The organism is Nioella ostreopsis, assembly GCF_004000255.1.
Classification (GTDB): domain Bacteria; phylum Pseudomonadota; class Alphaproteobacteria; order Rhodobacterales; family Rhodobacteraceae; genus Nioella; species Nioella ostreopsis.
On record NZ_RCIQ01000021.1, the window covers coordinates 16,185 to 40,883 of the forward strand.

At 64.6% G+C, this 24,699-nt stretch carries 21 protein-coding genes; 14 read left to right on the plus strand and 7 right to left on the minus strand.

What is annotated here, in order from left to right; genetic code table 11:
- Positions 1-172 precede the first annotated feature (172 nt).
- Positions 173-1,771: a phosphoenolpyruvate carboxykinase gene (locus EP237_RS18105; protein WP_127562305.1), complete on the plus strand. Its 1,599-nt coding sequence runs from the start codon at positions 173-175 to the stop codon at positions 1,769-1,771.
- 114 nt (positions 1,772-1,885) lie between these two features.
- Here EP237_RS18105 and EP237_RS18110 read toward each other — a convergent pair whose 3' ends face one another.
- From EP237_RS18110 to EP237_RS18130, 5 genes are all read right to left on the minus strand, one after another.
- Complete coding sequence (locus EP237_RS18110) at positions 1,886-2,944, minus strand: TauD/TfdA family dioxygenase (protein ID WP_206052320.1); 1,059 nt, start codon at positions 2,942-2,944, stop codon at positions 1,886-1,888.
- A gap of 24 nt (positions 2,945-2,968) precedes the next feature.
- The gene (locus tag EP237_RS18115; RefSeq protein WP_240661686.1) at positions 2,969-3,718 is read right to left on the minus strand and encodes a sulfite exporter TauE/SafE family protein; all 750 of its coding nucleotides are present in this window, start codon (positions 3,716-3,718) and stop codon (positions 2,969-2,971) included.
- Positions 3,719-3,937: 219 nt separating this feature from the next.
- On the minus strand, positions 3,938-4,648 hold the full coding sequence (locus EP237_RS18120) for a hypothetical protein (protein WP_127562306.1): 711 nt from the start codon (positions 4,646-4,648) through the stop codon (positions 3,938-3,940).
- Between the two features lie 220 nt (positions 4,649-4,868).
- Positions 4,869-8,366, minus strand: coding sequence for a DNA polymerase III subunit alpha (gene dnaE / locus EP237_RS18125; RefSeq protein WP_127562307.1), 3,498 nt, complete (start codon positions 8,364-8,366; stop codon positions 4,869-4,871).
- Positions 8,367-8,405: 39 nt separating this feature from the next.
- Positions 8,406-9,230, minus strand: coding sequence for a DUF6544 family protein (locus EP237_RS18130; RefSeq protein ID WP_127562308.1), 825 nt, complete (start codon positions 9,228-9,230; stop codon positions 8,406-8,408).
- A 292-nt stretch (positions 9,231-9,522) separates the two neighbouring features.
- Here EP237_RS18130 and xdhA point away from each other — a divergent pair, with 292 nt between their 5' ends.
- From xdhA to EP237_RS18170, 8 genes are read left to right on the plus strand one after another with little or no spacing between them, the layout of a single operon-like run.
- Positions 9,523-10,902: a xanthine dehydrogenase small subunit gene (xdhA, locus tag EP237_RS18135; protein WP_127562309.1), complete on the plus strand. Its 1,380-nt coding sequence runs from the start codon at positions 9,523-9,525 to the stop codon at positions 10,900-10,902.
- Positions 10,899-13,307: a xanthine dehydrogenase molybdopterin binding subunit gene (gene xdhB, locus EP237_RS18140; protein WP_127562310.1), complete on the plus strand. Its 2,409-nt coding sequence runs from the start codon at positions 10,899-10,901 to the stop codon at positions 13,305-13,307. The genes xdhA and xdhB overlap by 4 nt, the downstream gene beginning before the upstream one ends.
- Positions 13,304-14,275: a xanthine dehydrogenase accessory protein XdhC gene (gene xdhC / locus EP237_RS18145; RefSeq protein ID WP_127562311.1), complete on the plus strand. Its 972-nt coding sequence runs from the start codon at positions 13,304-13,306 to the stop codon at positions 14,273-14,275. The genes xdhB and xdhC overlap by 4 nt, the downstream gene beginning before the upstream one ends.
- A gap of 36 nt (positions 14,276-14,311) precedes the next feature.
- Positions 14,312-15,853 (plus strand): ABC transporter ATP-binding protein, encoded by a 1,542-nt coding sequence (locus EP237_RS18150; protein WP_127562312.1) that lies wholly within the window; start codon positions 14,312-14,314, stop codon positions 15,851-15,853.
- Entirely contained in the window at positions 15,840-16,925 is a 1,086-nt protein-coding gene (locus EP237_RS18155; protein WP_127562313.1) for an ABC transporter permease, read from the plus strand. Before EP237_RS18150 ends, EP237_RS18155 begins: the two co-directional genes overlap by 14 nt.
- Positions 16,925-17,848, plus strand: coding sequence for an ABC transporter permease (locus EP237_RS18160; RefSeq protein WP_127562314.1), 924 nt, complete (start codon positions 16,925-16,927; stop codon positions 17,846-17,848). Before EP237_RS18155 ends, EP237_RS18160 begins: the two co-directional genes overlap by 1 nt.
- Positions 17,849-17,856: 8 nt before the next feature.
- Entirely contained in the window at positions 17,857-18,618 is a 762-nt protein-coding gene (locus EP237_RS18165; RefSeq protein WP_127562315.1) for an ion transporter, read from the plus strand.
- Positions 18,619-18,620: 2 nt separating this feature from the next.
- Entirely contained in the window at positions 18,621-19,700 is a 1,080-nt protein-coding gene (locus EP237_RS18170; RefSeq protein WP_127562316.1) for a BMP family ABC transporter substrate-binding protein, read from the plus strand.
- 51 nt (positions 19,701-19,751) lie between these two features.
- On the opposite strand, the gene EP237_RS18175 is transcribed toward EP237_RS18170, so the two are convergent.
- The gene (locus EP237_RS18175) at positions 19,752-20,516 is read right to left on the minus strand and encodes an NAD(P)H-dependent oxidoreductase (protein ID WP_127562317.1); all 765 of its coding nucleotides are present in this window, start codon (positions 20,514-20,516) and stop codon (positions 19,752-19,754) included.
- A gap of 117 nt (positions 20,517-20,633) precedes the next feature.
- Between EP237_RS18175 and EP237_RS18180 the strand changes: the two genes are divergently transcribed.
- The 4 genes from EP237_RS18180 to EP237_RS18195 all read left to right on the plus strand — a co-directional run bounded on the left by EP237_RS18180 (position 20,634) and on the right by EP237_RS18195 (position 23,474).
- On the plus strand, positions 20,634-21,716 hold the full coding sequence (locus tag EP237_RS18180) for an NAD(P)/FAD-dependent oxidoreductase (RefSeq protein WP_127562318.1): 1,083 nt from the start codon (positions 20,634-20,636) through the stop codon (positions 21,714-21,716).
- Positions 21,713-22,351 carry a DUF938 domain-containing protein gene (locus EP237_RS18185; RefSeq protein ID WP_127562319.1) on the plus strand — a complete coding sequence of 213 codons (639 nt, stop codon included), beginning with the start codon at positions 21,713-21,715 and terminating at the stop codon, positions 22,349-22,351. The genes EP237_RS18180 and EP237_RS18185 overlap by 4 nt, the downstream gene beginning before the upstream one ends.
- 65 nt (positions 22,352-22,416) lie before the next feature.
- The gene (locus EP237_RS18190) at positions 22,417-22,776 is read left to right on the plus strand and encodes a carboxymuconolactone decarboxylase family protein (RefSeq protein ID WP_127562320.1); all 360 of its coding nucleotides are present in this window, start codon (positions 22,417-22,419) and stop codon (positions 22,774-22,776) included.
- Positions 22,777-22,877: 101 nt separating this feature from the next.
- Positions 22,878-23,474: a DUF937 domain-containing protein gene (locus tag EP237_RS18195; protein ID WP_206052321.1), complete on the plus strand. Its 597-nt coding sequence runs from the start codon at positions 22,878-22,880 to the stop codon at positions 23,472-23,474.
- Between the two features lie 120 nt (positions 23,475-23,594).
- Here the strand turns inward: EP237_RS18195 and EP237_RS18200 are convergent, their stop codons facing one another.
- On the minus strand, positions 23,595-23,966 hold the full coding sequence (locus EP237_RS18200; protein WP_127562321.1) for a hypothetical protein: 372 nt from the start codon (positions 23,964-23,966) through the stop codon (positions 23,595-23,597).
- Between the two features lie 129 nt (positions 23,967-24,095).
- Here EP237_RS18200 and EP237_RS18205 point away from each other — a divergent pair, with 129 nt between their 5' ends.
- Positions 24,096-24,572 carry an EF-hand domain-containing protein gene (locus tag EP237_RS18205; protein WP_127562322.1) on the plus strand — a complete coding sequence of 159 codons (477 nt, stop codon included), beginning with the start codon at positions 24,096-24,098 and terminating at the stop codon, positions 24,570-24,572.
- The last annotated feature ends 127 nt before the right edge of the window (positions 24,573-24,699 follow it).

A 24,699-nucleotide genomic window follows, 5' to 3' on the forward strand; every position in this document is an offset into this window, starting at 1 on the left:
CAGCGCTAACGGCCCGAAAAAAGGTGAGTCTGGTTGCGCTAACTGTGCGATTGCGTCCTGTTCCTCGCGGAAAACGGCATGCTATACGGCCCCTATCGCTGCGGCCGTTCCGACCGCGAACCCTTATGTTTCACCCAAGGCGCCGGGAACAGACGGCGCAGGAGCTTGCATAATGACAACAGGACGCGTGAACCCGGCCCAGACCCTCGAGACCCAAGGCATCTCGGATCTCGGTTCGGTTCACTATAACCTGCTCGAACCCGCCCTGATCGAAGCCGCCCTTCGCAAGAATGAAGGCACGCTTGGCCAGGGGGGCGCTTTTCTTGTGACCACCGGCAAATATACCGGCCGTTCGCCCAAGGACAAACATGTCGTGCGCAGCGCCGCGACCGAAGACACGATCTGGTGGGAAAACAACGCCGAAATGGCCCCTGACGCCTTCGACCGCCTGCATGCCGACATGCTGGAGCACATGAAGGGCGGTGAATATTTCGTGCAGGACCTGTTCGGCGGCGCCGATGCGGAGCATCGCCTCGATGTGCGCGTGGTGACGGAACTGGCCTGGCATGGCCTGTTCATCCGCCACCTGCTGCGCCGCCCCACGGCTGATGAGATCGACAGCTTCGTGCCCGAGTTCACCATCATCAACTGCCCCAGCTTCTTTGCCGATCCCGAGCGTCACGGCTGCCGCACCGACACGGTGATCGCGCTCAATTTCGAGAAGAAACTGATCCTGATCGGCGGCACTGAATACGCGGGCGAGAACAAGAAATCCGTCTTCACCCTGCTGAACTACATCCTGCCCGGCAAGAACGTGATGGCGATGCATTGCTCGGCCAACCACGCCGTGGACAACCCGGAAGATGCCGCCGTCTTCTTCGGCCTCTCGGGCACCGGCAAGACGACGCTTTCCGCCGACCCTGCCCGCGTGCTGATCGGCGATGACGAACATGGCTGGTCCGACAAGGGCATCTTCAACTTCGAGGGTGGCTGCTACGCCAAGACCATCAACCTGCGCGAAGAGGCCGAGCCCGAGATCTACGCCACCACCTCCAAGTTCGGCACCGTGATCGAGAACATGGTCTTCGATCCCGAAACCCGCGCGCTCGATTTCGACGATGACAGCCTGACCGCCAACATGCGCTGCGCCTACCCGCTGGACTATATCTCCAACGCGTCGGATACGGGCCTTGGCGGGCATCCCAAGAACATCATCATGCTGACCTGCGACGCCTTCGGGGTGCTGCCTCCGATCGCCCGGCTGACGCCCGCGCAGGCCATGTATCACTTCCTGTCCGGCTTCACCTCCAAGGTCGCCGGGACCGAGCGCGGCGTGACCGAGCCCGAGCCCACCTTCTCGACCTGTTTCGGCGCCCCCTTCATGCCGCGTCGCCCCGAGGTCTATGGCAACATGCTGCGCGACAAGATCGCCCAGCACGGCGCCACCTGCTGGCTGGTCAACACCGGCTGGACCGGCGGCGCCTATGGCACCGGCAGCCGCATGCCGATCCGCGCCACCCGCGCGCTTCTGACCGCCGCTCTGGACGGGTCACTGAACGACGCCGAATTCCGCAAGGACGCGAATTTCGGCTTTGACGTGCCGGTGTCCTGCCCCGGCGTGGCCGAGGTGTTGCTGGACCCCCGCCGCACCTGGGACAACCCGGGCGCCTATGACGCACAGGCGCAGAAGCTGGTGAACATGTTCGCGGAGAACTTCGCCCAATACGTGCCCTACATCGACGACGACGTGAAGGCGGCAGCGATCAGCTGATTTTCAAGCGCAGCCAAGGCCCTTCGAAGGGCCTTGGATAAAGGGCCTTCAAGGCCCTTATACGCGGTTTCGAAACCGCGTTTCCCAAGCCGCTTCGAAGCGGCTTACGCCCACTCAATCCAGCGGTGCGTGCAATCTCGTCCCCGGCACGATGATCCCGCCTCGGTTGCCGATTTCGACAGTGCCATAGCGCTCGGCAAAGCAGTCCGGCAATTCCCTGTCCCCCGGCAGGGACAGCCACAGCCGCAGCAGATGCCGCCGCTTCTCGGGCTCCGGCCAGTCCGTGAATCCCGTCCGATCGTGAAGCTGCGCGTGGTTGTAGACAAACTGCATGTCCCCCGGCTCCAGCCGCATTCGAAAATGCAGATCCGGGTCATTGGCCAATGCGTCGAACAGGTCCAGCGCCTCGACATGCGCCGATGTCAGCCGCATCGCCCCCTCGAAGCGCTGCGCGCTGTCGATGTATTGCCGCTGGTAGAACACCGTCAGCTTGCCGTCATGCCAGCTCAAAGGCGGGATCTCCATCCACGGCTTCATGCCCTCGGGCACTTCGCCCCGGCGGTCCGTCGCAATCGGGTCGAAGAGCAGCGCCAGCAGATCGGGCCGCGTCGCACGCATCCGGTTGTAGATCGTCTCGGCACTGACGAGCAGGCTGTCGCCGCCCTCTTTCGCGTTGCGCAGGCATATCAGCCCCACCACATCGGCGCTGTCCGTATGGAAGGTCTGCCGCGCCGCCGTCTGGTAGATCCGTGTATTCGGATCATTCGGGTCGGCCCCCACATTTCGCACATGCCCCAACACATGCCCCGCCGCGTTCTGCGATCGGGCCGATCCGACATGCGCCCCGATCCCGCAAAAGATCGTCGCCGCCATCCGCTGGTCATAGCGCTCCATCGGCAGCCCCCGGATCACCTCGACCCCGCTGCCGCTGCGCATCTTTTCCTGCAGTTCCGCCACATGGTCCGCGAAGTGCCGCAGCGGAAAGGCGTCCGCCGTGATCTGCCCCAGATCGGCCTCGGTCGCCAGAAAGGCCTCCGCCGCCTGCTCCAGATCGGCAACGTCTTCCGGCGTCAGCGTCACCAGCCAGCGATCGGGATGCGCGGCCATCTCCGCCCCCACCCAGGCCCCCGGCCCCTCGATCCGTTCTGGCAGATCCTTCAGGTCAATCGGCATGTCACTCTCCTCCCCGACGGGAACTCACACGAAAACCGCCCGCCGCACAAGGTTGAGCCCGGCAATCAGCAACACCACCAGCGTGGCCCTCAGGAATTGCGCCTTGTTCATTCGGTCCTGCAGCTTGAAGCCCAGCCACATCCCCGCGAACGCGGGCAGCAGCATCAGCACCGTCAGCGGAATCGTGTCCGCATTCAGCACGCCCGATCGCAGATGCGCCCCGAACAGCAGGACGTTGCCGAGGAAATACATCATCCCCTGCACCCGCACCTGCTCTGCCTTTTCCGCGTCGCGTGACATCAGATAGGCCACCGTCGGCGGTCCGAAAACCGCGGCGAAGCCCCCCAGAACCCCGGCAAGCCCACCAAACAGCAGCACCGCCAACCCTCGTCGCCGCGCCGGAACCCGGATCGGCCGGCCCATAAGTTGCAGGCTGGCATAGATCACCACCGGCACCCCGATGATCCCGAAGAAGGCCCATTGCGGCACGTCCAGAACCATCTGCGCCGCCACCGCCATGACGCTGAGCCCGATCAGCATGAAAGGCCAATGCCCGTGCAAAGACTGCGCCGCCGCCCCCAGCCCCTGCCGGAAGGCCTGCCACATATTGGTCAGCGCCGCGGGCAGCAGAAGCGCCGCCAGCGCGATCTCCGGCGGCATGATCGCACTGAGGCCAGAGATCATGATCAACGGCAGGGCAAATCCCACCACGCCCTTGACCACGCCCCCGAAGAAGGTGATCGCCAGCGCCGCGGCCAGAACGCCAAGCGGCAAGGATTCGATTACGGCCCCTATCGGTCGCCCTCCAAGTTCGCCACCGATCCGCTGACCGTGAACGCTCCGGGTTGTACAGCCGATTCGGGGGTGGGCCGCAATTGCCAAATCACACCGGCGACTCCGCAAGATGAACACCCTGCATCACGCAGCCCGCCTCACAGCCCACGGTCGAGCGCGGATTGTTGACCTATGCGTCGAAGGTCGCCCCGGTCGCTGTCAATCCGCGCGTATCCACCAGGACCCGGGCCAGTCGATGCGGCGACCATCGTCGGACACCTGACCGACCTGCGCCTCCCAGTCCTCGGCGATCACCGTGTCATCGTCCAGAAAACGCCCTGCTGAGCGTTGCTCCGGGTTGCGGTGGATGATGAACTCCAAGCCATCGCGGGTGCGCTCAATACTGCTATGGGCAGGCAAGCGACCTTCGATATAGACGACCCAGCTTCCGGTGAGATCCATTGGCAGAGGCGCGACGACCGCATCTTCCTGTGTCGGCGCAACTGCCTCAAGCCACTCCACGATCAGTCGATAATCGAGCGCGGCATAGGTATTTCCGGTGCCTCCCTGGTAGGTCACGCGCCCGATAAGCGCCGCATCGACGGGAAATCCCTGCGCATCGGGTCCGAATGCCTGCACCCATTCATATCGAAATGGCTGACCGGCGGCGGTCTCTTCGCTGGACGACACCGTGCGACCGGGAAACTGCTGGCTCTCGCTGCCAGCAAAGGCAAAGCTGAGGCCATATATCGTATTCCCGTGCATGTAGGGACTGCCGGAATAAGTGATATGCATCTGCCCCGCCCCCGGGATCACAAAGCTGCACCGATCGACCCTGTGATCGGAAAACCCGCCGGAATACGCCTCTGCCACGTTGATGTGAAGGTCGCACAGATTTGTTGCCCGCGCGAGCGTGGGCCAGAATGTCATCGTCAGGCAAAAAACCACCAAAGCCGCCCAAGCCGGACCCGCACGACCGGAAATCCCGGATCTTCCCGCAAAATCACGCACAGCACCCGTCCTCCCGAAAACAGTTGCGCTGACAGTAATGTGCGGGCGCAATCAATTTTCTGCATTGATCCGGGTCAAATCGGATGCGGATCGGAGACGGTCAGACAACGCAGGTCAGGACGAGTGTCCTGCGGAAACGTCATATTTCCTCCACCATCAAAACCCCATCAAGGCTTTTCAGCGCGCCCTTGATCTGCGGGTTCACGGGGAAATCCTCGCCCAACAGAACGTCCACCTCGCCCGGCAGGTCGGGGCTGAGCAGGCAAAGGCTGACCGGCCCCCGGCCTTTCAGCTTGGCCTCTCCCCGCGCCCGGTCCAGCAGGCCCGCAACGGCGGAAATGGCCACATCTTCCTCGATGAAGATGCGCAGCCCCGATCCACCTGCATCTGCCACGACGCTGTCAACGGGCTGCACCGTCCGGGCCAGCAGTTTCAGCTGCTCGCCCTCGTATGTCGCATCCGCCGTCAGCACCACATTGGACCCGCTGTCGAGAAACTCGCGGCTCGCCTCCAGCACCTCGGAGAACATGGTGACCTCGTAGAGCCCCGTCGGGTCCGACAGCTGCACGAAGGCAAACCGGTTGCCGCGCTGGCTCTTCCTCTCCTGCCGGGACGACACGGACCCCGCCATCTTGGCCACGAAAGCCCCGCCCTGGACCCGTTGCTCGACCTCTTCCAGCGTCATGCACTTCTTGCGCTTGAGCGCGGGCATGTAGTCATCGAGCGGGTGGCCGGAGAGGTAGAAGCCAACGGCCTTGTGTTCCTCCGCCAGTCGCTCATTCGGCAGCCAGTCGGCGGGGTTGGGCAGGCGCGGTTCGGGCAGGTCGTCACCCGCTTCGCCAAAGAGCGATACCTGGTTGGAACTGCGCTGTTCATGGATCGCAGCAGAGTAGCCGACCAGCGCATCGAGGCTATCGAAAACCCGGCGTCGGTTGCGATCAAGCTCGTCAAACGCCCCGGCGCGCGCCAGCATCTCCAGCGGTCGCTTGCCAACACGTTTCAGATCCACCCGGCGGGCAAAATCGAAAAGCGTCGCAAAGGGCTGCCCGGCGCGGCCATCTTCGATCAGGCGCATCGCCTCGACGCCCACATTCTTGAGCCCGCCCAGCGCATAGACGACGCGGCCCTTGTCGACGGTGAACATCGCGGCAGAACGGTTGACGCAAGGCGGGATGGTCTCGATCTCCAGCCGGTCAACCTCCTGCTTGTAGACATTCAGCTTGTCGGTCAGGTGGATATCGCAGTTCATGACGGCGGCCATGAATTCTACCGTGTGATTGGCCTTCAGCCACGCCGTCTGGTAGCTGACCACCGCATAGGCGGCAGCGTGGGATTTGTTGAAGCCGTAATTGGCGAACTTCTCCAGAAGGTCGAAGACCTCCGACGCCTTCTTCTTGTCGACGCCATTTTCCATTGCCCCTTTTTCAAATTTGGGGCGTTCCTTGGCCATCTCCTCGGCGATCTTCTTACCCATGGCCCGGCGCAGCAGGTCGGCGCCGCCGAGGGAGTAACCGGCCATGACCTGCGCGATCTGCATCACCTGTTCCTGGTAGACGATGATGCCCTGGGTTTCCTCAAGGATATGGTCGATCAGCGGGTGAACGGATTCGCGTTCCTTTAGCCCGTTCTTGACCTCGCAATAGGTCGGGATGTTTTCCATCGGACCGGGACGGTAGAGCGCCACCAGCGCCACGATATCCTCGATACAGGTGGGCTTCATCCGCCGAAGCGCATCCATCATGCCCGAGCTTTCCACCTGAAACACGGCAACGGTCTTGGCGCTGGCGTAAAGCTTGTAGGTCGCCTCGTCATCCAGCGGGATGGCGTTGATCTGGTTTTCGGCCCCGGCGGGCGGCGCGTATAGCTGCGTCCCATCCGGCCCGATATGCAGGTCACGCCCCTGCCCATGGATCAGGTCGATGGCGTTTTGCACCACGGTCAGGGTCTTCAGCCCGAGGAAGTCGAACTTCACCAGCCCAGCCGGTTCCACCCATTTCATGTTGAACTGGGTCGCGGGCATGTCGGAGCGGGGATCCTGATAGAGCGGCACAAGCTCATCGAGCGGCCTGTCCCCGATCACCACGCCCGCCGCGTGGGTCGAGGCGTTCCTGAGCAGCCCTTCAACCTGCTGGCCGTAGTCGAGCAGGCGCTTCACCACCTCCTCTTCCCGCGCGGCATCGCGCAGCCGGGGTTCGTCGGCCAGCGCCTTTTCGATCGAGACCGGCTTCACGCCCTCGACCGGGATCATCTTGGACAGGCGGTCCACCTGCATGAAGGGCATTTGCAGCACCCGCCCCACATCGCGCACGGCGGCCTTGGACAGAAGCGCGCCGAAGGTGATGATCTGGCCCACCTTGTCGCGCCCGTATTTTTCCTGAACGTAGCGGATCACCTCTTCGCGGCGGTCCATGCAGAAATCGATGTCGAAGTCGGGCATGCTGACCCGTTCGGGGTTCAGGAAGCGCTCGAACAGCAGCGAATAGCGCAGCGGATCGAGGTCGGTAATGGTCAGCGCATAGGCCACCAGCGACCCGGCCCCGGACCCGCGCCCCGGACCCACCGGAATGTCATGGTCCTTGGCCCATTGGATGAAATCGGCCACGATCAGGAAGTAGCCCGGGAAGCCCATGCCCTCGATGATATCGAGCTCGAAATCGAGCCGTGCCTGATACTCCTCGGGGCTGACCGCATGGGGGATCACGGCCAGACGCGCCTGCAGCCCCTCATTGGCCTGTCGGCGCAGCTCGCTGACCTCGTCATCGGCAAATTTCGGCAGGATCGGCGGGTGCGTGCGTGCCCGGAAGGCGCAGCGGCTGGCGATCTCGACGGTGTTTTCCAGCGCCTCGGGCAGATCGGCGAACAGCGTCGCCATTTCCTCGGGCGTCTTGAAATAATGCTGCGGCGTCAGGCGGCGGCGCGGTTCCTGTTGATCCACGTAAGCGCCATCCGCGATGCAGAGCAGCGCGTCATGGGCCTCGTACATGCTCGATTTGGGGAAATAGACATCGTTGGTGGCCACCAGCGGCAGGTCCATCGCATAGGCCAGTTCCACATGGCCCTGTTCGGACAGGCGCTCCGCCTCCGGCAACCCGCCTTCTCCGGGGTGGCGTTGCAGTTCCACATAGAGCCTGTCGCCATAGATCCCCTTCAGCCGCCCCATCAGCGCCTCGGCCTTGGCCCGTTGCCCATTGCGCAGGAAGCGACCGATGGGGCCATCGGGGCCACCGGTCAGGCAAATGAGCCCCTCAGAATGGGCGGCGAGTTCCTCAACCGTGACATGCGGCAGCGATCCGTCGCCGCGCAGATAGAGACAGGTGTTGAGCTTCATCAGATGCTCATACCCCACCCGGTTCTGGGCCAGCAGCACCACGGGCGCGTATGGGCGCGGCTTTTCCCCCGGCTGCGGCGGGTCGTAATCGACACTGATCTGGCAGCCGACAATCGGCTGCACCCCGGCCCCCGCCGCCAGTTCGGAAAACTGCAATGCCGAGAACATGTTGTTCGTCTCGGTCACCGCCACGGCGGGCATCCCGGCCCCCGCGCACATGGCTGCCAGTTTCTTGACCGGCACAGCCCCTTCCAGAAGGGAATATTCGGTGTGAAGGCGGAGATGAATGAATCGGGGGGTGCTGCTCATGCTCGGAAGCTAGCGCAGCATCCGGGACGGGGCCAGCGACTATCGCACCAATTCATAGCCGGTGATCCGCCCCCGCCAGTAGGGACGGTACAGGCCACCCTCCACATAGCCCACCTCTCCCACCAAAGGGATGCGCCGCCCGCCCATGTCCGCATGATCCGAAAACACCCCGCGCCAATCCATCAATGCGGTGCTGCCGTCGGGTTGGATTGCGGGCCTGCCCGTCGCGGTGATCTCGACGATATCGCCCGTTTCATCCGCCCGCAGCCTCACCAAAGCGTCCTGCCCGTCCAGCCGCAACCGCGCCTCAAGCCAGCCGTCAACCGCAACGCTCCACCCAATCGCACCGTTGCAAAGGATCGCGTCAGGGGCCCAGGGCAGTTCCGCCAGATAGCGCATCGCCTCGCCCAGTGACAGATCGGGCCCTTCTGCATTGGCCAGGGGAATCGCGCCCAGAAACCGCACCCGCAGCTGACCCGCGCCCGCGGTGAAGGCATCCAGCACCGTTATCAGGTTGATCGGCCCCACCCGGCTTTGTGCGACCCAGGCGAATCCGGGCTCGGTCACCGAAATCACCTGCCGGGCGCTCAGAGGTTGCCATGGTTGGTCAGCAGACATCTGCATTTCGGCACTCTGTGTCAGGCGTATGGCCCGGACCTGGTCACCCCGACCGGCGCCAGCGCGCTCTGCCACCCGCTGCACCGGCTCCGGCACCTGTGTCGGCTGGCAGTCATCGCGTGCATCCACTTGTAAAACCTGCATTTCCACCGCGCGAACCTGCGCATGAAACCGCCAATTCAGGACGAGGATCACCAGCACGACAAGCGCTATTAGGACAAGGGTCAGGAGGAGGAGGGTTCTCATGGGACGCACCAGAGCTTCAACGCGCTAAGCTTGCGCCGATTCTCGCCTCGCCACCTTGATCAGGGACAGAAACTCACCTCTTAATTTTCACCCATCCCCCGGAAATCGGATCAATTACCTGAAAAAACCTGAAAGTCTTTTTGCGCCACCCCGGCTCGCATCGCTTGCCACAGAGACAAAAAGCCGCTTTGCTGGACAGACCAACAGGGAAGCGCGCACAGGCTTTACGTCGCATCGGGCCAGCGCAATTGGGGGCAAAGACCCTCCGACAAGAAGGCGACACGAGAATTGAATGACTGACGAGGTTGTATTCCTCCTCAACGGCGCGCCGGTCCGGATCACGGATCAGCCGTCTACCCGCACATTGTTGGATTGGCTGCGCGAGACGCAGGGCCTGACCGGAACCAAGGAAGGCTGTAACGAGGGCGACTGCGGCGCGTGCACCGTGGTTGTCACCGATGCGGAGGGCTCCCGGGCCGTGAATGGCTGCATCCTGTTCCTGCCGCAGTTGAACGGAAAGGCTGTGCGCACGGTCGAGGGGATTTCCGGCCCCGATGGCCAGATGCACCCGGTTCAGGCCGCGATGGTGGAGCATCACGGGTCGCAATGCGGGTTCTGTACGCCGGGGATCGTGGCCTCGCTGGCCGCGGCGCACACCAATGGCGAAACAGCGTTCGACGATGTGCTGGCAGGAAACCTCTGCCGCTGCACCGGCTATGCGCCAATCATCCGCGCGGCTGAGGCCGCCGCATCCCAACCGGTGCCGGACTGGATGCAGACGGACCGAGACGCTGTAAGCGTGTTGGACGCCGCCCCCCTGCCCTTCGCGCCCACCAGCAGCGACGAGCTGGCGGACTGGTACGCCGCGAATCCCGATGCCACGCTCATTGCCGGGGCCACGGATGTGGGTCTCTGGGTCACCAAGATGCTGCGCGACCTGTCGCCGGTGGCCTTCCTCGGTGCCTGCGCAGATCTGAAGACCATCCGGGAGGACGCTTCCGGTTTGCATGTGGGCGCGATGGTGTCCCTCACGGACCTGCATGCCGCCATCGCCCCCCGCTATCCGTCATTTGCCGAGATGCTGCGCCGCTTTGCGTCAACGCAAGTCAGGAATGCCGCCACCATCGGCGGCAACATCGCCAACGGCTCGCCTATCGGGGATTCACCGCCCGCGCTGATCGCGCTTGGCGCGGAGCTGCATCTTCGCAAGGGTGACAGCCGCCGCACGATCCCGCTGGAGAGTTTCTTCCTCGACTACGGCAAGCAGGACCGCGACGCCGGGGAATTCGTGGAAGGCATCACCATCCCCGCGCAACCCGACCGGCTGCGCTGCTACAAGCTGTCCAAACGCTTCGATCAGGATATCTCCGCCGTCTGCGGCTGCCTGAGCATCACCGTTGAAAACGGCACCGTCACGGATGCGAAGCTCGCTTATGGCGGCATGGCGGGCATCCCCAAGCGGGCCGCCCATGCCGAGGCCGCGCTGGTGGGCCAGCCCTGGACCGAAGAAACCGTGCGCACCGCGATGGCCGCTTACGGGCAGGATTTCACCCCGCTCACCGACATGCGAGCATCGAGCGCCTACCGGCTGGAGACCGCGGCCAACATGCTCCTGCGCTATTTCCACGAGGATCAGGGCACCCTGTCCAATGTGCTGGAGGTGTCGGCATGAGCGTTCACAAATCCCTGCCCCATGACGCCGCGCCCCTGCATGTGACCGGCCAGGCCCGCTATGTCGATGACATCCCGGTGCCCGCCAACTGCCTGCATCTGGCTTTCGGACTGGCCGAGATCGCCCATGGCCGGATCGCCTCCATGAACCTCGACGCGGTGCGCGCGGCCCCCGGTGTGCTCATGGTGCTGGCCGGTGAGGATTTCGACGAGATCCCGGATTGTTCGCCCTCCGCCCATGACGAGCCGCTGCTCTCCGATGGCAGCGTGCACTACCTCGGCCAGCCGCTCTTCCTCGTCGCTGCCACCAGCCACCTTGCCGCGCGCAAGGCCGCACGGCTGGCTCAGGTCGAGTATGAGGAACTGGAGCCGATCCTGACCATCGAGCAGGCGCTTGCCGCCAACGCAAGGTTCGAGGATGGCCCCCGCATCTATGAAAAGGGCGATGTCGACGCGGCCCTTGCCCGCGCCGCGCATATCATCGAAGGCCGGATCGAGATAGGCGGGCAGGAGCATTTCTATCTGGAGGGTCAGGCCGCGCTGGTCCTGCCGCAGGAAGGCGGCGACATGGTGGTGCATTGCTCCACCCAGCACCCGTCGGAAATACAGCACAAGGTTGCCCATGCGCTCCATCGCCCGATGAACGCGGTGCGGGTCGAAGTGCGGCGCATGGGCGGCGGCTTCGGCGGTAAGGAAAGCCAGGGCAACCATCTGGCCATCGCCTGCGCCATGGTCGCGGATCGCACGGGGCGGCCCGTGAAAATGCGCTATGACCGCGACGATGACATGATGATCACCGGCAAGCGGCACGATTTCCGGATCGATTACCGCGCGGGCGTCGATGCCCATGGCAAGCTGACCGGTGTCGATTTCGTGCAGATGACCCGCTGCGGTTGGGCGATGGACCTGTCCCTGCCCGTGGCCGACCGGGCCATGCTGCATGCGGACAACGCCTATCACCTGCCCGCCGCGCGGATCACGTCGCACCGGCTGCGCACCAATACCCAAAGCGCCACTGCCTATCGCGGCTTTGGCGGCCCTCAGGGGGTTCTGGGGATCGAGCGGGTGATGGACCATATCGCCCACACGCTCGGGCTCGACCCGCTGGAGGTGCGGAAAGCCAACTATTACGCCGAGATGGGCGGCAAGGCCGGCGTGAATGTCGAAGAGGGCGTCGAGGCGAAGGGCGCCGGGACTGCCCACAAAATCAGCTCCGGCACCGGGGGTGCAAAACGCTTCGGCGGCGCGCATTCGCCCGAACCGATGGAAGCGGGGCAACAGACGACGCCCTATCACATGCCGGTGACGGATTTCATCCTGAACGGGCTGACCGCGAAACTGGCGGAGGCTTGCGACTACCACGCCCGCCGTGCCGCGATTGCGGAATGGAACGCCAGCCAGCCGGTGCTGAAGCGCGGGCTAGCCCTGACGCCCGTGAAGTTCGGCATCTCCTTCACGCTGACCCATCTCAATCAGGCGGGCGCGCTGGTGCATGTCTACACTGACGGCTCGATCCACCTGAACCACGGCGGCACGGAAATGGGTCAGGGCCTGTTTCAGAAGGTGGCACAAGTCGCCGCTGACCGCTTCGGCGTACCGCTCGACCGGGTCAAGATCACCGCGACCGATACCGGCAAGGTGCCGAATACCTCGGCGACCGCCGCGTCGTCGGGCTCCGACCTGAACGGGATGGCGGTGAAAGCCGCTTGCGACACGATCCGCGACCGGATGGCGGAGTTCTTTGCCGAACAGTACCAGACCAAGCCCGCGCAGGTCCGCTTTGCGGATGGCATGGTCCATGTAGGCAATGAGGCGATCCCCTTCGACGAGGCCGCGAACCGCGCCTATGTCGGTCGGGTCAGCCTGTCAGCCACAGGCTTCTACAAGACGCCGGAGGTCGCATGGGACCGCATCGTCGGGCGCGGGCGGCCCTTCTTCTACTTCGCCCAAGGCGCGGCCTGTTCCGAGGTCGTCATCGACACGCTGACCGGCGAAAACCGCATCCTGCGCACCGACATCCTGCATGACGCGGGCAGCAGCCTGAACCCTGTTCTCGATATCGGGCAGGTGGAAGGGGCTTTCGTACAGGGCGCGGGCTGGCTGACGACCGAGGAACTGGTCTGGGACGATAAGGGACGCCTGCGCACCCACGCGCCCTCGACCTACAAGATCCCCGCCTGTTCGGACCGACCCCGCGTCTTCAACGTCGCGCTCTGGGACGCGCCGAACCCGGCAGAGACGATCTATCGCTCCAAGGCCGTGGGCGAGCCGCCCTTCATGCACGGGATCAGCGTCTGGTCCGCCTTGGCCGAGGCCGTGGCCGCCTGCGGGCCGAACTACGCCGACCTGCAAGCCCCCGCCACCGCCGAGGAAGTCCTCTCCGCCGTCAAGAGGGCGAGAGGATGAGCTTCGACCTTGACGCCCTTCGCGCCGCTGTGGCTGCGCATGGCCGCGTTGCGCGGGTCGTAATCGCAGGCTCAGCCGGATCGGTGCCGCGCGAGGCCGGCACCGCTATGCTGGTCTGGGCGGATGGCCAGTCCGGCACCATCGGCGGCGGCGCGCTGGAATTTCAGGCGGTGGACCGGGCGCGTCAGACGCTGTCTGGCGATGACCGTTTCGACAAGGTGCCGCTCGGCCCCGGTCTGGGCCAGTGCTGCGGCGGGGCGGTGCAGCTGCTGACCGAGATCTGGGACACGGCGCGGCTTGCGACTGTTACGGGCGACGCCCACGCCCGCCCCCTGCCCGGCTCTGCACCTGATTTGCCGCTGAAACTCGCAGGCCAGATGCGCGCCGCGCGGGCGGGTCATCGCCCGGTGGAAACCGCGATGGTGCAGGGCTGGTTCGTGGAACCGATCCGGGCCGAAGCCACACCGCTCTGGGTCTGGGGCGCGGGCCATGTTGGGCGAGCTATCGTGGCCACGCTTGCCGCGCTACCGGACTTCGCTATCACCTGGGTCGACAGCGCCCCGGATCGCTTCCCACAGGAGATCCCGCAAGGCGTCACCGCCCTGCCCGCGCCGGATATGCCCGCTGCCATGCGGCTGGCGCCCCCGGACGCGCAGCACCTGATCCTGACCTATAGCCACGAGATCGACCTGGTGCTCTGCCACGGCGCGCTAAGCCACGGGTTCCGCTTCTGCGGCCTCATCGGCTCGGCCACCAAATGGGTCCGCTTTCGCAAGCGATTGCAGCAGCTTGGCCACTCGGACGCCCAGATTTCGCGCATCACCTGCCCAATCGGCGACCCCAGCCTCGGCAAACACCCGCAGGCCATTGCCGTTGGGGTTGCCACCAGCCTAATCAGGGGCGCCACGCGCACCGACCTGCACCAAGACGAAGACCGCGATCTGCGGCACCACTCGGGAGGGGAGTGACATGACACAACCAGGAACGAGACAGGAGGACGTCACATGACCGGCGACCCCCTGCTTTCCATCAACAACATCACCAAGGCCTATCCGGGCGTCGTGGCAAACAGCGACGTGTCGTTCCAGATCCAGCCGGGTGAAGTTCACGCTCTGCTTGGCGAAAACGGCGCTGGCAAATCGACGCTTGTGAAGATGATCTACGGCCTCGTGCGGCCCGATAGCGGGTCCATGACCTTTCGCGGCGAGGCCTATGCACCGCCGGAACCGCGCGTCGCCCGGTCCACCGGCGTGGCGATGGTGTTCCAGCATTTCTCGCTCTTCGAGGCGCTGAACGTGGCCGAAAACATCGCGCTTGGCATGGAGAACCCGCCGCCGCAGCGCGATCTCGCCAAACGCATCCGCGAGGTGAGCGAAGCTTACGGCCTGCCGCTCGACCCCGATCGTCTGGTGGGCGACCTGTCAGCAGGCGAACGTCAGCGGGTGGAAATCATCCGCTGCCTTCTGCAGGACCCAAAGCTGCTGATCATGGACGAACCGACCAGCGTGCTGACCCCGCAGGAGGTGGAGATTCTCTTCCACACCCTGCGCAAGCTGGCAGCCGAGGGCACCTCGATCCTCTATATCAGCCACAAGCTGGAAGAAATCCGCGCCCTTTGTGACGAGGCGACGATCCTGCGGCTTGGCAAGGTGGTGGGCAATTGCACCCCGCGCGACACATCCGCCGCTGAAATGGCCGAATTGATGGTCGGCAAGTCGCTGGCCACCCCCGCCCGCGACAATGCCGAACTGGGCGAGGTGATCCTGAAGGTCGCAGGCCTGTCGGTGGAACCATCGAACCCCTTCGGCACCCCGCTGCGTCACGTCGGAATCGAACTGCGCGCAGGCGAGGTTCTGGGCATCGGCGGGGTGGCTGGCAACGGTCAGGACGAGCTGCTGGCGGCGCTCTCGGGCGAAGTCACCACGCCCCCGGGGACGATTACACTCAACAAGACCCCGATTGGCGACAAGGGCCCGAACGAGCGGCGCGAAATGGGCATCCTCTGCGCGCCGGAAGAACGTCTCGGCCATGCCGCCGCGCCGGATATGAGCCTTGTCGAAAACGCCCTGCTGACCGCGCGCCAACGCAAGAACCTTGCGGATAGCGGCTTCGTCAACTGGGGGGCAACGCGCGCCTATGCCGAAAAGGTCATCGCCGATTTCGACGTGCGCACCCCCGGCCCCGACAACGTGGCCCGGTCACTGTCCGGCGGCAATCTGCAGAAATTCGTCATCGGACGGGAAATCCTGCAGGATCCGACGGTTCTGGTGGTCAACCAGCCGACCTGGGGCGTCGATGCCTCGGCTGCGGCCGATATCCGGCAGGCGATCCTCGATCTGGCCCAGAAGGGCGCGGGCGTCATCGTCATCAGTCAGGATCTGGATGAATTGCTGGAGGTGTCCGACAATTTCGCCGCCCTCAACGAAGGCCGCCTGTCAAACGTGCGCACGACGCGCGACCTGACCATGGAAACCATCGGGCTGATGCTGGGTGGGGCGCATGACATGCATGATCTGGACGAGGAGGCAATCCATGCTGAGGCTTGAGAAAAGACCTGCCCCGTCCCGGGCATGGACAGCCGCCACGCCAGTTCTGGCGGTTGTGCTGACCATGATTGCCGGTGGGATCATGTTCGCCCTTCTGGGCAAGAACCCGTTCGAGGCGATCCGCATCATCTTCTGGGATCCGCTGTTTCATGAAAGCTTCGCCGCTTATTCGCGGCCGCAGCTTCTGGTCAAGGCCGGTCCGCTGATCCTGATCGCCATCGGTCTTGCGCTCGGCTTTCGGGCGGGCGTGTGGAACATCGGGGCCGAGGGCCAGTATATCATGGGCGCCATCGCCGGTGCGTCCTTCGGGCTGGCCTTCTACCCGTCGGAAAGCCCGCTGATCTTTCCCGGCATGATCATCGCCGGGGCGCTTGGCGGGTGGGCCTGGTCGATGATCCCGGCGATCCTCAAGACCCGGTTCCGCACCAATGAAATCCTCGTGTCGCTGCTGCTGGTCTACGTGGCCGAGAAGTTTCTCGCCTCTGCCGCAACCGGTTTCCTGCGCAACCCCGAAGGCCACGGCTTTCCCGGATCGCGCAATCTCAGCCGCATCGAGTCCATGAACAACCCCGAACTGATCTCGGGCACCGGCATGCATTGGGGCATCGTGGCGGCCTTCATCGCGGTCATCACTGCCTATGTGCTGCTGAACAAGCATGTTCTGGGCTACCAGATCAAACTCGCCGGTCAGGCCCCGCGCGCCGCCCGCTTTGCGGGAGTGAACCCCAATCGCCTTATCGTGCTGTGCCTCGGCATGTCCGGTGCACTGGCCGGGCTCGCGGGCCTCTTCGAGGTCTCCGGCCCCGCCGGTCAGATCAGCATCGACTTCAACGTGGGCTATGGCTTCACCGCGATCATCGTGGCCTTCCTGGGCCGTCTTCACCCCATCGGCATCCTGCTGGCGGGGCTCCTGATGGCGCTGACCTATATCGGCGGTGAACTGGCGCAGCTGATGCTGCAAATTCCCGCCCCGGCGATACAGGCCTTCCAGGGCATGCTGCTGTTCTTCCTGCTGGCCGTCGATGTGCTGTCGACCTACCGTATCCGCTTCAAGAAAGAGGGGGTCGCATGATGGGTATTGATCCAATCACCCTGATCGTCGCTCTGATCACCGTTTCCACCCCGGTGCTGCTGGCCGCGATCGGCGAGCTTGTCGTCGAGAAGACCGGGGTCCTGAACCTCGGCGTCGAAGGCATGATGATCACCGGTGCCGTCATGGGCTTCGTAGTCGCCGTCAACACCGGCTCGCCCACGCTCGGCTTTCTGGCGGGCATGGCCAGCGGTATGGCGCTGTCCCTCATCTTCGGCGTTCTGACCCAGCTCTTGCTGTCCAACCAGGTGGCCACCGGGCTGGCGCTGACGCTCTTCGGGCTCGGGCTCTCTGCCCTGCTTGGAGTGGGCTATCCCGGCTCGACCCCTCCGGTGGTGTCCGACCCGTTCCCGGCCGCGATGGCGGAGATTCCGGTGATCGGTCCGATCCTGTTCGGACATTCGCTGGTGATCTACCTGTCGGTCCTTCTGGTCGCGGCGGTCTGGTATGTGCTTGGCTACACCAAGATGGGCTTGATCATCCGCGCCGTGGGGGAAAACCACGATGCCGCCCATGCGCTCGGCTACAAGGTGATCCGCATCCGTCTGATGGCGATCATGTTCGGGGGCGCCTGTGCAGGTCTCGGCGGCGCGTTCCTGTCTATCGTGCGGGTTCAGAACTGGGTCGACGGGATGACCGCGGGCGCAGGCTGGATCGCGCTGGCACTGGTCGTCTTCGCCAGTTGGAAACCCTGGCGCGCGCTGCTCGGGGCCTATCTGTTCGGTGGCGTCACGGCCCTGCAATTGCGCCTTCAGGCAGCGGGCATCGACATCCCGGTCGAGATCCTTGCGATGTCGCCCTATGTCATCACCATCGTCGTGCTGGTGATCATGTCCTCCGACAAGAGCCGTACCGCATTGAATGCGCCCGCCGCTCTTGGCAAGGTGTTCCATGCAACCGGCTAGGAGGACACATGACTCGCGGCGCGATTCTGCAGGCACTGGATGGCACACATCCGACCATCGGGCGGGGCATCGCAATTGCCCTGCAGCTGCTGATCATCGTCTCGGCCGTCGCCATTGCGCTGGAAACCGTGCAAAGCCTGCCGACAGAGGTGCGCCAGGTGCTGCTGGTGGTGGAATACAGCGTTCTGGCGATCTTCACGGCGGAATATCTGCTGCGGCTGGCCTGTTCGCCGAAACCCCTGCGCTATGCGCTCAGCTTCTGGGGACTCGTGGACTTCCTGTCGATCGTGCCCGCAATCCTGTTCCTGGTGCCCGACGCCCAGTCCATCCGCTCGCTGCGTCTTCTGCGGCTCATCCGTCTGCTGAAGCTCTTCCATGCCAGCCATGCGCTGGACCGGCTGGCCCGCGCCTTCCAGAAAAACCGGGACGAGCTGTGGATCTTCAGCTTCATCGCGCTCGTCGTGCTCTACCTGTCAGCCGTGGGTATCTACCATTTCGAGCATCAGGCCCAGCCCGACACCTTCGGCTCGATCCCCGCCTGCCTGTGGTGGTCTCTGGCAACCCTGACCACCGTGGGCTATGGCGATGTCTATCCCATCACTCTGGCGGGGCGGGCCTTTACCGGCATCGTGCTGCTGGTCGGGCTCGGGGTGATCGCGGTGCCCGCCGGCCTGATCACAAGCGCCCTTCTGGAGGGCGATCTTGAGGATCCGATAACGGATCTCGACCTAGAAACAGAATACGAAACAGACACCAACAAGGAGACCTGAGAATGAAGACACTCACCAAGATCATGGCAGTCAGCGCGCTGTCGCTCGGCCTTGCCGCGCCGGCGCTGGCGCAGGACGATCCGACACAGGTCGGCTTCATCTATGTCGGTTCCATCGGCGATCTCGGCTGGACCTATGAACATGACCGCGCCCGTCTGGCCGTGGAAGAGCATTTCGGCGATGCCGTCGAAACCAGCTATGTGGAAAACGTGCCGGAAGGCGCGGATGCGGAACGCGTGCTGACCCAGATGGCCCTGTCGGGTGCCGACCTGATCTTCACCACGTCCTTCGGCTACATGGACCCGACCAATGCCGTGGCCGAGCGGTTCCCGAACGTGCGCTTCGAACATGCCACCGGCTATCGCCGCGACCATCCGAACGTGTCCACCTATTCGGCCCGATTCTATGAAGGCCGCGCCGTGATGGGCCATATCGCCGGGCACATGACCGAGTCGAACATCGTCGGCTATATCGCCTCCTTCCCGATCCCCGAAGTGATCCGCGGCATCAACTCGGCCTTCATTCACGCCCGCGAAGTGAACCCCGATGTCGAATTCCGCATCGTCTGGGCCTACACCTGGTTCGATCCGGCTGTCGAGGCAGACGCCGCACAGGCGCTGATCGACCAGGGCGCCGACGTGATCATGCAGCACACCGACTCCACCGCGCCGATGACCGTGCTGGCGGAAGCGGGCGCATTTGGGTTCGGTCAGGCCTCTGACATGTACCAGTTCGCCCCGGCTCCGCGCATCTCGGCCATCATCGACGATTGGGCGCCCTACTACATCGCCCGCACCCAGGCGGTCATGGACGGCACCTGGGAAAGCACCGACACCTGGGACGGCATCGGCCCGGGCATGGTCGGCATCGGTGAAATGACCGACGCGATCCCGGAAGAAGTGCGCGCCTCGGCGCAGGCCCTGCAAGCAGCCATCGCTGCGGGTGACTACCACCCCTTCACCGGCCCGCTGAACCGTCAGGACGGCAGCGCATGGCTGGCAGAAGGCGAAGTGGCTGATGACGGCACCCTGCTCGGCATGAACTTCTACGTCGAAGGCATCACCGGCGACGTGCCGAACTGATCTCCTTGCGACTGATCTTGGAAGGGCCCGCCACACTGGCGGGCCTTTTTCTTAGCTCGGGTGCCGGATAAAAGGGGAATAGCTGGGACTGTCAGGCTTCAACCGCCCGTCTGCATCGAAATCCGTATCCGCGTTGAACCGCATCAGGTGCCGGTCCGCCAGCCCGGCCAGCAATGCCTGCTGGCCGTCCAGAACCCCCGTCAACCGCGCCCGCAGCGCCGCCTCTTCCGCCCCTTCGTAATAGCCATGCACGCCGTGCACGGGCTCCGGTTCGAACACGCCGACTCCCAGATAGCGCAAGGTCTGCGCGGCGGGCCACAGCAGCAGCCGGAGGTCGCCCTCCTTGCCATCGGGCCCGCTTTCGGCCGCACTGGCCCCGGTGGTCACACAGAACAGCGCCCGCTTGCCGCGACACAGCCCGGAATCAAACCGCTGATCCACGCTGTGCAAGACACCATGCGAGAGAACCCGGTCGAACCAGCCTTTCAACACCGCGGGCGGCGCGAACCACCAGATCGGGAAATGCAGGATCAGCAGGTCGGCGGCCCTGACCTTGTCGATTTCGCGGGCCACGTCGGCCGGGATCGTCCCTGCCCCGGCGGCCTCCTCCTGCGCTTTGAGCGGGTCAAACGCCCGATCCACCCGATAACCCTTGTAATGCCGCCGCCCTTCCACAGCGTCAAACCCCATGGCGCAAAGGTCGCTTTCCAGCACCTCATAGCCCAGCGCCCGGCAGGCCCGCGCGCTGGCCTCGGCCCAGGCCCCGTTGAACGATCCCGGATCGGGATGCGCCAATACGATCAATGCGGTGGTCATGCCCTGCCCCTGTTCTGCTCTTGTCGCCCGAAATCCTAGCCCGCTCTTCCGGGCAAGGACAGTCCCGGATGCAGCTGCCCCCTTGCCTGCCCCGTCCGGTCATGCCACCCATTCGCCATGACACATGACTTTCTCATCATCGGCGGTGGCATCGCCGGCACATCCGCAGCGGCGCGCCTGTCGCATCTTGGCTCCACCCTCCTGCTGGAGGCCGAAACCAGCCTCGCCTATCACGCCTCGGGCCGGTCGGCGGCACTGTTCGAAGCGCAATACGGCCTGCCTGCCACGGTGCAGCTGAACCTCGCCTCGCGCGACTATCACATGACCGCCAATGGCGGCGTGCTCAGCCCGCGCGGGTTGATGTTTCTTGCCGGTCCGGGTGAGGAAGACACGCTGGCCAGGGACATCGACGACATGGGCCTGCACGCGATCTCGATCGACGAGGCCATGGCGATGGTGCCCGCGCTCAACCGCGACCACCTGCGCGGCGCGGCCCATCATGACGAGGCGTGGGACCTGGATACCGACCTGCTGATCGGCAATTTCGTCAAGGAAATGCGCGGCAATGGCGGGACGGTGAAAACCGGCCAACGGGTCGAGGCCATCACCCGCACGGATGGCATCTGGCAGGTCAGCGCGGGCAGCGACACCTATGAGGCCCGCCAGCTGGTCAATGCTGCCGGGGCCTGGGTCGACATCATCGCCGCAATGGCCGGGATCGAGCCCATTGGGATCAGCCCCCTCAGACGGTCCATGGCGCGGATGCCTGCGCCCGGCGGATACGACCCTTCGGGCTGGCCCATGCTGATCGGTGCCGGTGAAACATGGTACGCCAAGCCCGACGCGGGCAAGTGGATCGTCTCGCCCGCCGAACAGGACCCGGTCGACGAACCCCATGATGCCTGGGCCGATGACATGGTGCTGGCCGAGGGCATCGCCCGCTATCAGCCTTTCGTGACCGAGGAAGTGACTCGCGTGGAAACCACCTGGGCGGGGCTGCGCAGCTTTGCCCCCGACCGGACGCTGGTTTTGGGCCGCGATCTGCGGGAACCCGATTTCATCTGGTGCGCAGGCCAGGGCGGCTACGGCTTCCAGACCGCGCCCGCCGCCAGCCAGCTCTTGGCCGATGTGGTGGCAGGTCGCACGCCGGAACTGGACGCGGAAACCGTCGCGGCGCTCAGCCCCGCACGGTTCGGATGACCCGCAAGCTGACCCTGCCCGACGCGCCAAGATCGGGCGATGACAAGCGCATGTCCGCGCCCTCAGCCCGGCGCAATATGGCCCCCATTCTGGAGGTGCTGCGCGCCCATGCCCCCGCCGCAGGCCGCGTGTTGGAAATCGCGGCAGGCACCGGCGAACATGCGGTGGCGTTTTCCCGCACCTTTCCGGGGCTGGACTGGCAACCGACCGACCTCGACCCCGACAGGCTCGCCTCGATCGAGGCATGGCGGCAGGCCGAAGGCCCGGCCAACCTGCGCCCGCCCACGGCCCTGAACGCCGCCGCCGAAGGCTGGCACGCCACCCACGGCCCCGCCGACATGATCCTGCTGGTGAACCTTCTGCACCTGATCTCGGACGCGGAGGCCGAGACGGTGCTGGCTGGCATCACTAGGGCCCTCACCCCCGGTGGCAAAGCCTTCCTCTACGGTCCCTTTCTGCGGAATGGCGAAGCCACCAGCGAGGGCGACGCCACCTTCCACGCCAGCCTCAGGGCGCAGGACCCCGCCATCGGCTACAAGGATATCGCCTGGGTCCGCGACCGGTTGTCTCCGATGAAAACAGAAACGCTCGACATGCCCTCCAACAACCTCATGATCATTGTCACCGCCAATTGATCCCGGTCAAGGCGCGGCCCCTGCCGACCTGCTCTGACAGGCCGAAACCAATGCAGGAGACCCAGATGAGCTGGATGGACAAACGCGACGAAATGCACGGGCAGCTGCGCAAGCTGAACAAGGCGATCCCGGAGGTCACAAAGGCCTTTGCGGGCGTCAGCGCTGTGGTGAAGACCGATGGCGTTCTGGATGTGAAAACCAAGGAACTCATCGCCGTAGCCATTGCCGTCGCGGACAGCTGCGAACCATGCATGAATTTCCATATCGAGGTGCTGATCCGCGCCGGCGGCAGCCGCGAGGAACTGGGCGAGGCGCTCGGCATGGCGGTGCAGATGGGCGGTGGCCCCGCGCTGATGTATGCCGCCAAGGCGATGGACGCCTATGACGAACTGCACGCGGCCCTGTCGCCCCACGCCGCCGAATAACCCCCTTCCGCCGATCCGGCCCGCGACACCCGAATCGGGTTCCCCGACACGGTCTTCTGTGCTGACCTGATCGGGTCACGGGATTTGAGAAAGGGATTACCATGTCGATCATGCGACTTCTGCAACAGGCGCAGGGCGGTCAGGGATTGGGGCAGCTGGCCTCTCAGCTTGGCCTTGACGACGCGCAGGCGGACAGCCTGACCTCTCTGCTGGCGCCCGCCATCGGCTCGGCCGCGCGCCAGCGGGCGGAAAGTGGCGGGCTTGGCGATGTGCTCGGGCGGTTGCGCGGACAGGATCAGGCGGGGCTCTTCGACGATGCCGAAGCGGCGGCCAGTTCGGACGGTCAGGCGCAGGGGCGCGATTTCCTGTCGGCGCTTCTGGGCGGACAAGAGGCCGCCGATGGTCTGGCCGAGGAAGCGGCGGCCCGGTCGGGCGTGGACCGCGATCTGGTCAGCCAGTTCCTGCCCGCGCTTGCGGCCATGGCACAGGGCGGGCTGCAACGGCAGATGCCGGACGATCAGATCGAAGCCGCCGAACAGGAAGCGCAGGGCGGCGGGCTGGCCGGAATGATCGGCGGTCTGCTCGGCGGTGGCGGTTCCAGCCGCGGTGGCGGGCTTGGTATGCTGAACGATCTGCTCGATGCAGATGGCGACGGCTCGGCCATGGATGACGTCCTGGGCCGGTTCCTGCGCCGCTGAGGGATTTCGCTGCGCGGCTTCGCGCGCATCGACCCGCGCGGCCCTGACGGGCCGCGTGGAATGCCCTTGCAAGGGCATTGGGCCGGGACATGCCTCAGGGCATCCCCTTCCCCACGACGGTCAGGACAGGGCCAGCACCAGACAGGACCCCGCGCAGATCAGCGCCAGCGGTACGCCATGCAGCCGCTCTGCCCCCCGTGCCCCAAAGAGATTGGCCAGCACGCTCAGCCCGAAAATCCCGGCCAGGACCCACAGGATCGGGCGCGGCCAGCTATCCGGCAGGACAGGGGCAAAAACCCCACCGGACTGCGCGACGGTGATCAGGGCCAGACCCGCCAGCACCGCGGACCCCAGGCTCGCGAGTCTCAGACGCATCGGCAGCACGCGCGCAGCCCCGCCCCAGGCCAGATGCCCAAGTGGCGCGCCCGCCGCCAGCAACAGCTGGAACAGGGTCAGCCACGCAAACGCCGCGATGCCCACATAGACGACCATACCAAACCTCCTCGAAACCTCTGTCGAAACTAATTGCCCGAGACAACCAAAATGTCGCACCCGTCGCCGCGACGGAGCCCCCGCCTGACCGCGTGTAACGGGCACAATCTAATGAAAAGGGACACCCACATGAACCGCATTTTGACCACGCTCGCCCTGATCGCCCTGCCCGGCCTTGCCGCTGCCCAGGGTGTGCCCGGCGAACATTTTATCCAGAACTGGGATTACGACACCGACGGCCAGGTGACCTTCGCAGAAGTCGAGGAGCGGCGCGGCGATATTTTCTACATGTTCGACCAGAACGATGACGGCATGCTGCAAAGCGAGGAATACGATCTGTTCGACGAGGCCCGCGCCACGGATATGGAAAACATGGGTGGCCATGAAGGCAATGCGATGCGCCCGGTGGATCAGGGCATGATGCGCGCCAATAACGATGCCAATGGCGATGGCCTGGTCAGCCGCGAAGAGTTCGTGGGCTTCTCGGCCACGTGGTTTGCCAATATGGATCGCAATGGCGATGGCGTGATCACCACCGACGATTTCGGTCGGGGGCATGGGAATGGCAACGGTCAGGGCAGCGGTCAGGGCAACGGCAACGGATGACCATGCAAAAGGCCCGCCGATCTGGCGGGCCTTACTGTTTTCCAAACAAGAAACCGGAGCGTTAACCGTTTCCGCCCGACCGTGCCCCGTCTGCACGGGGGGTGCACAGGGGGTGTACGCCCGGTGT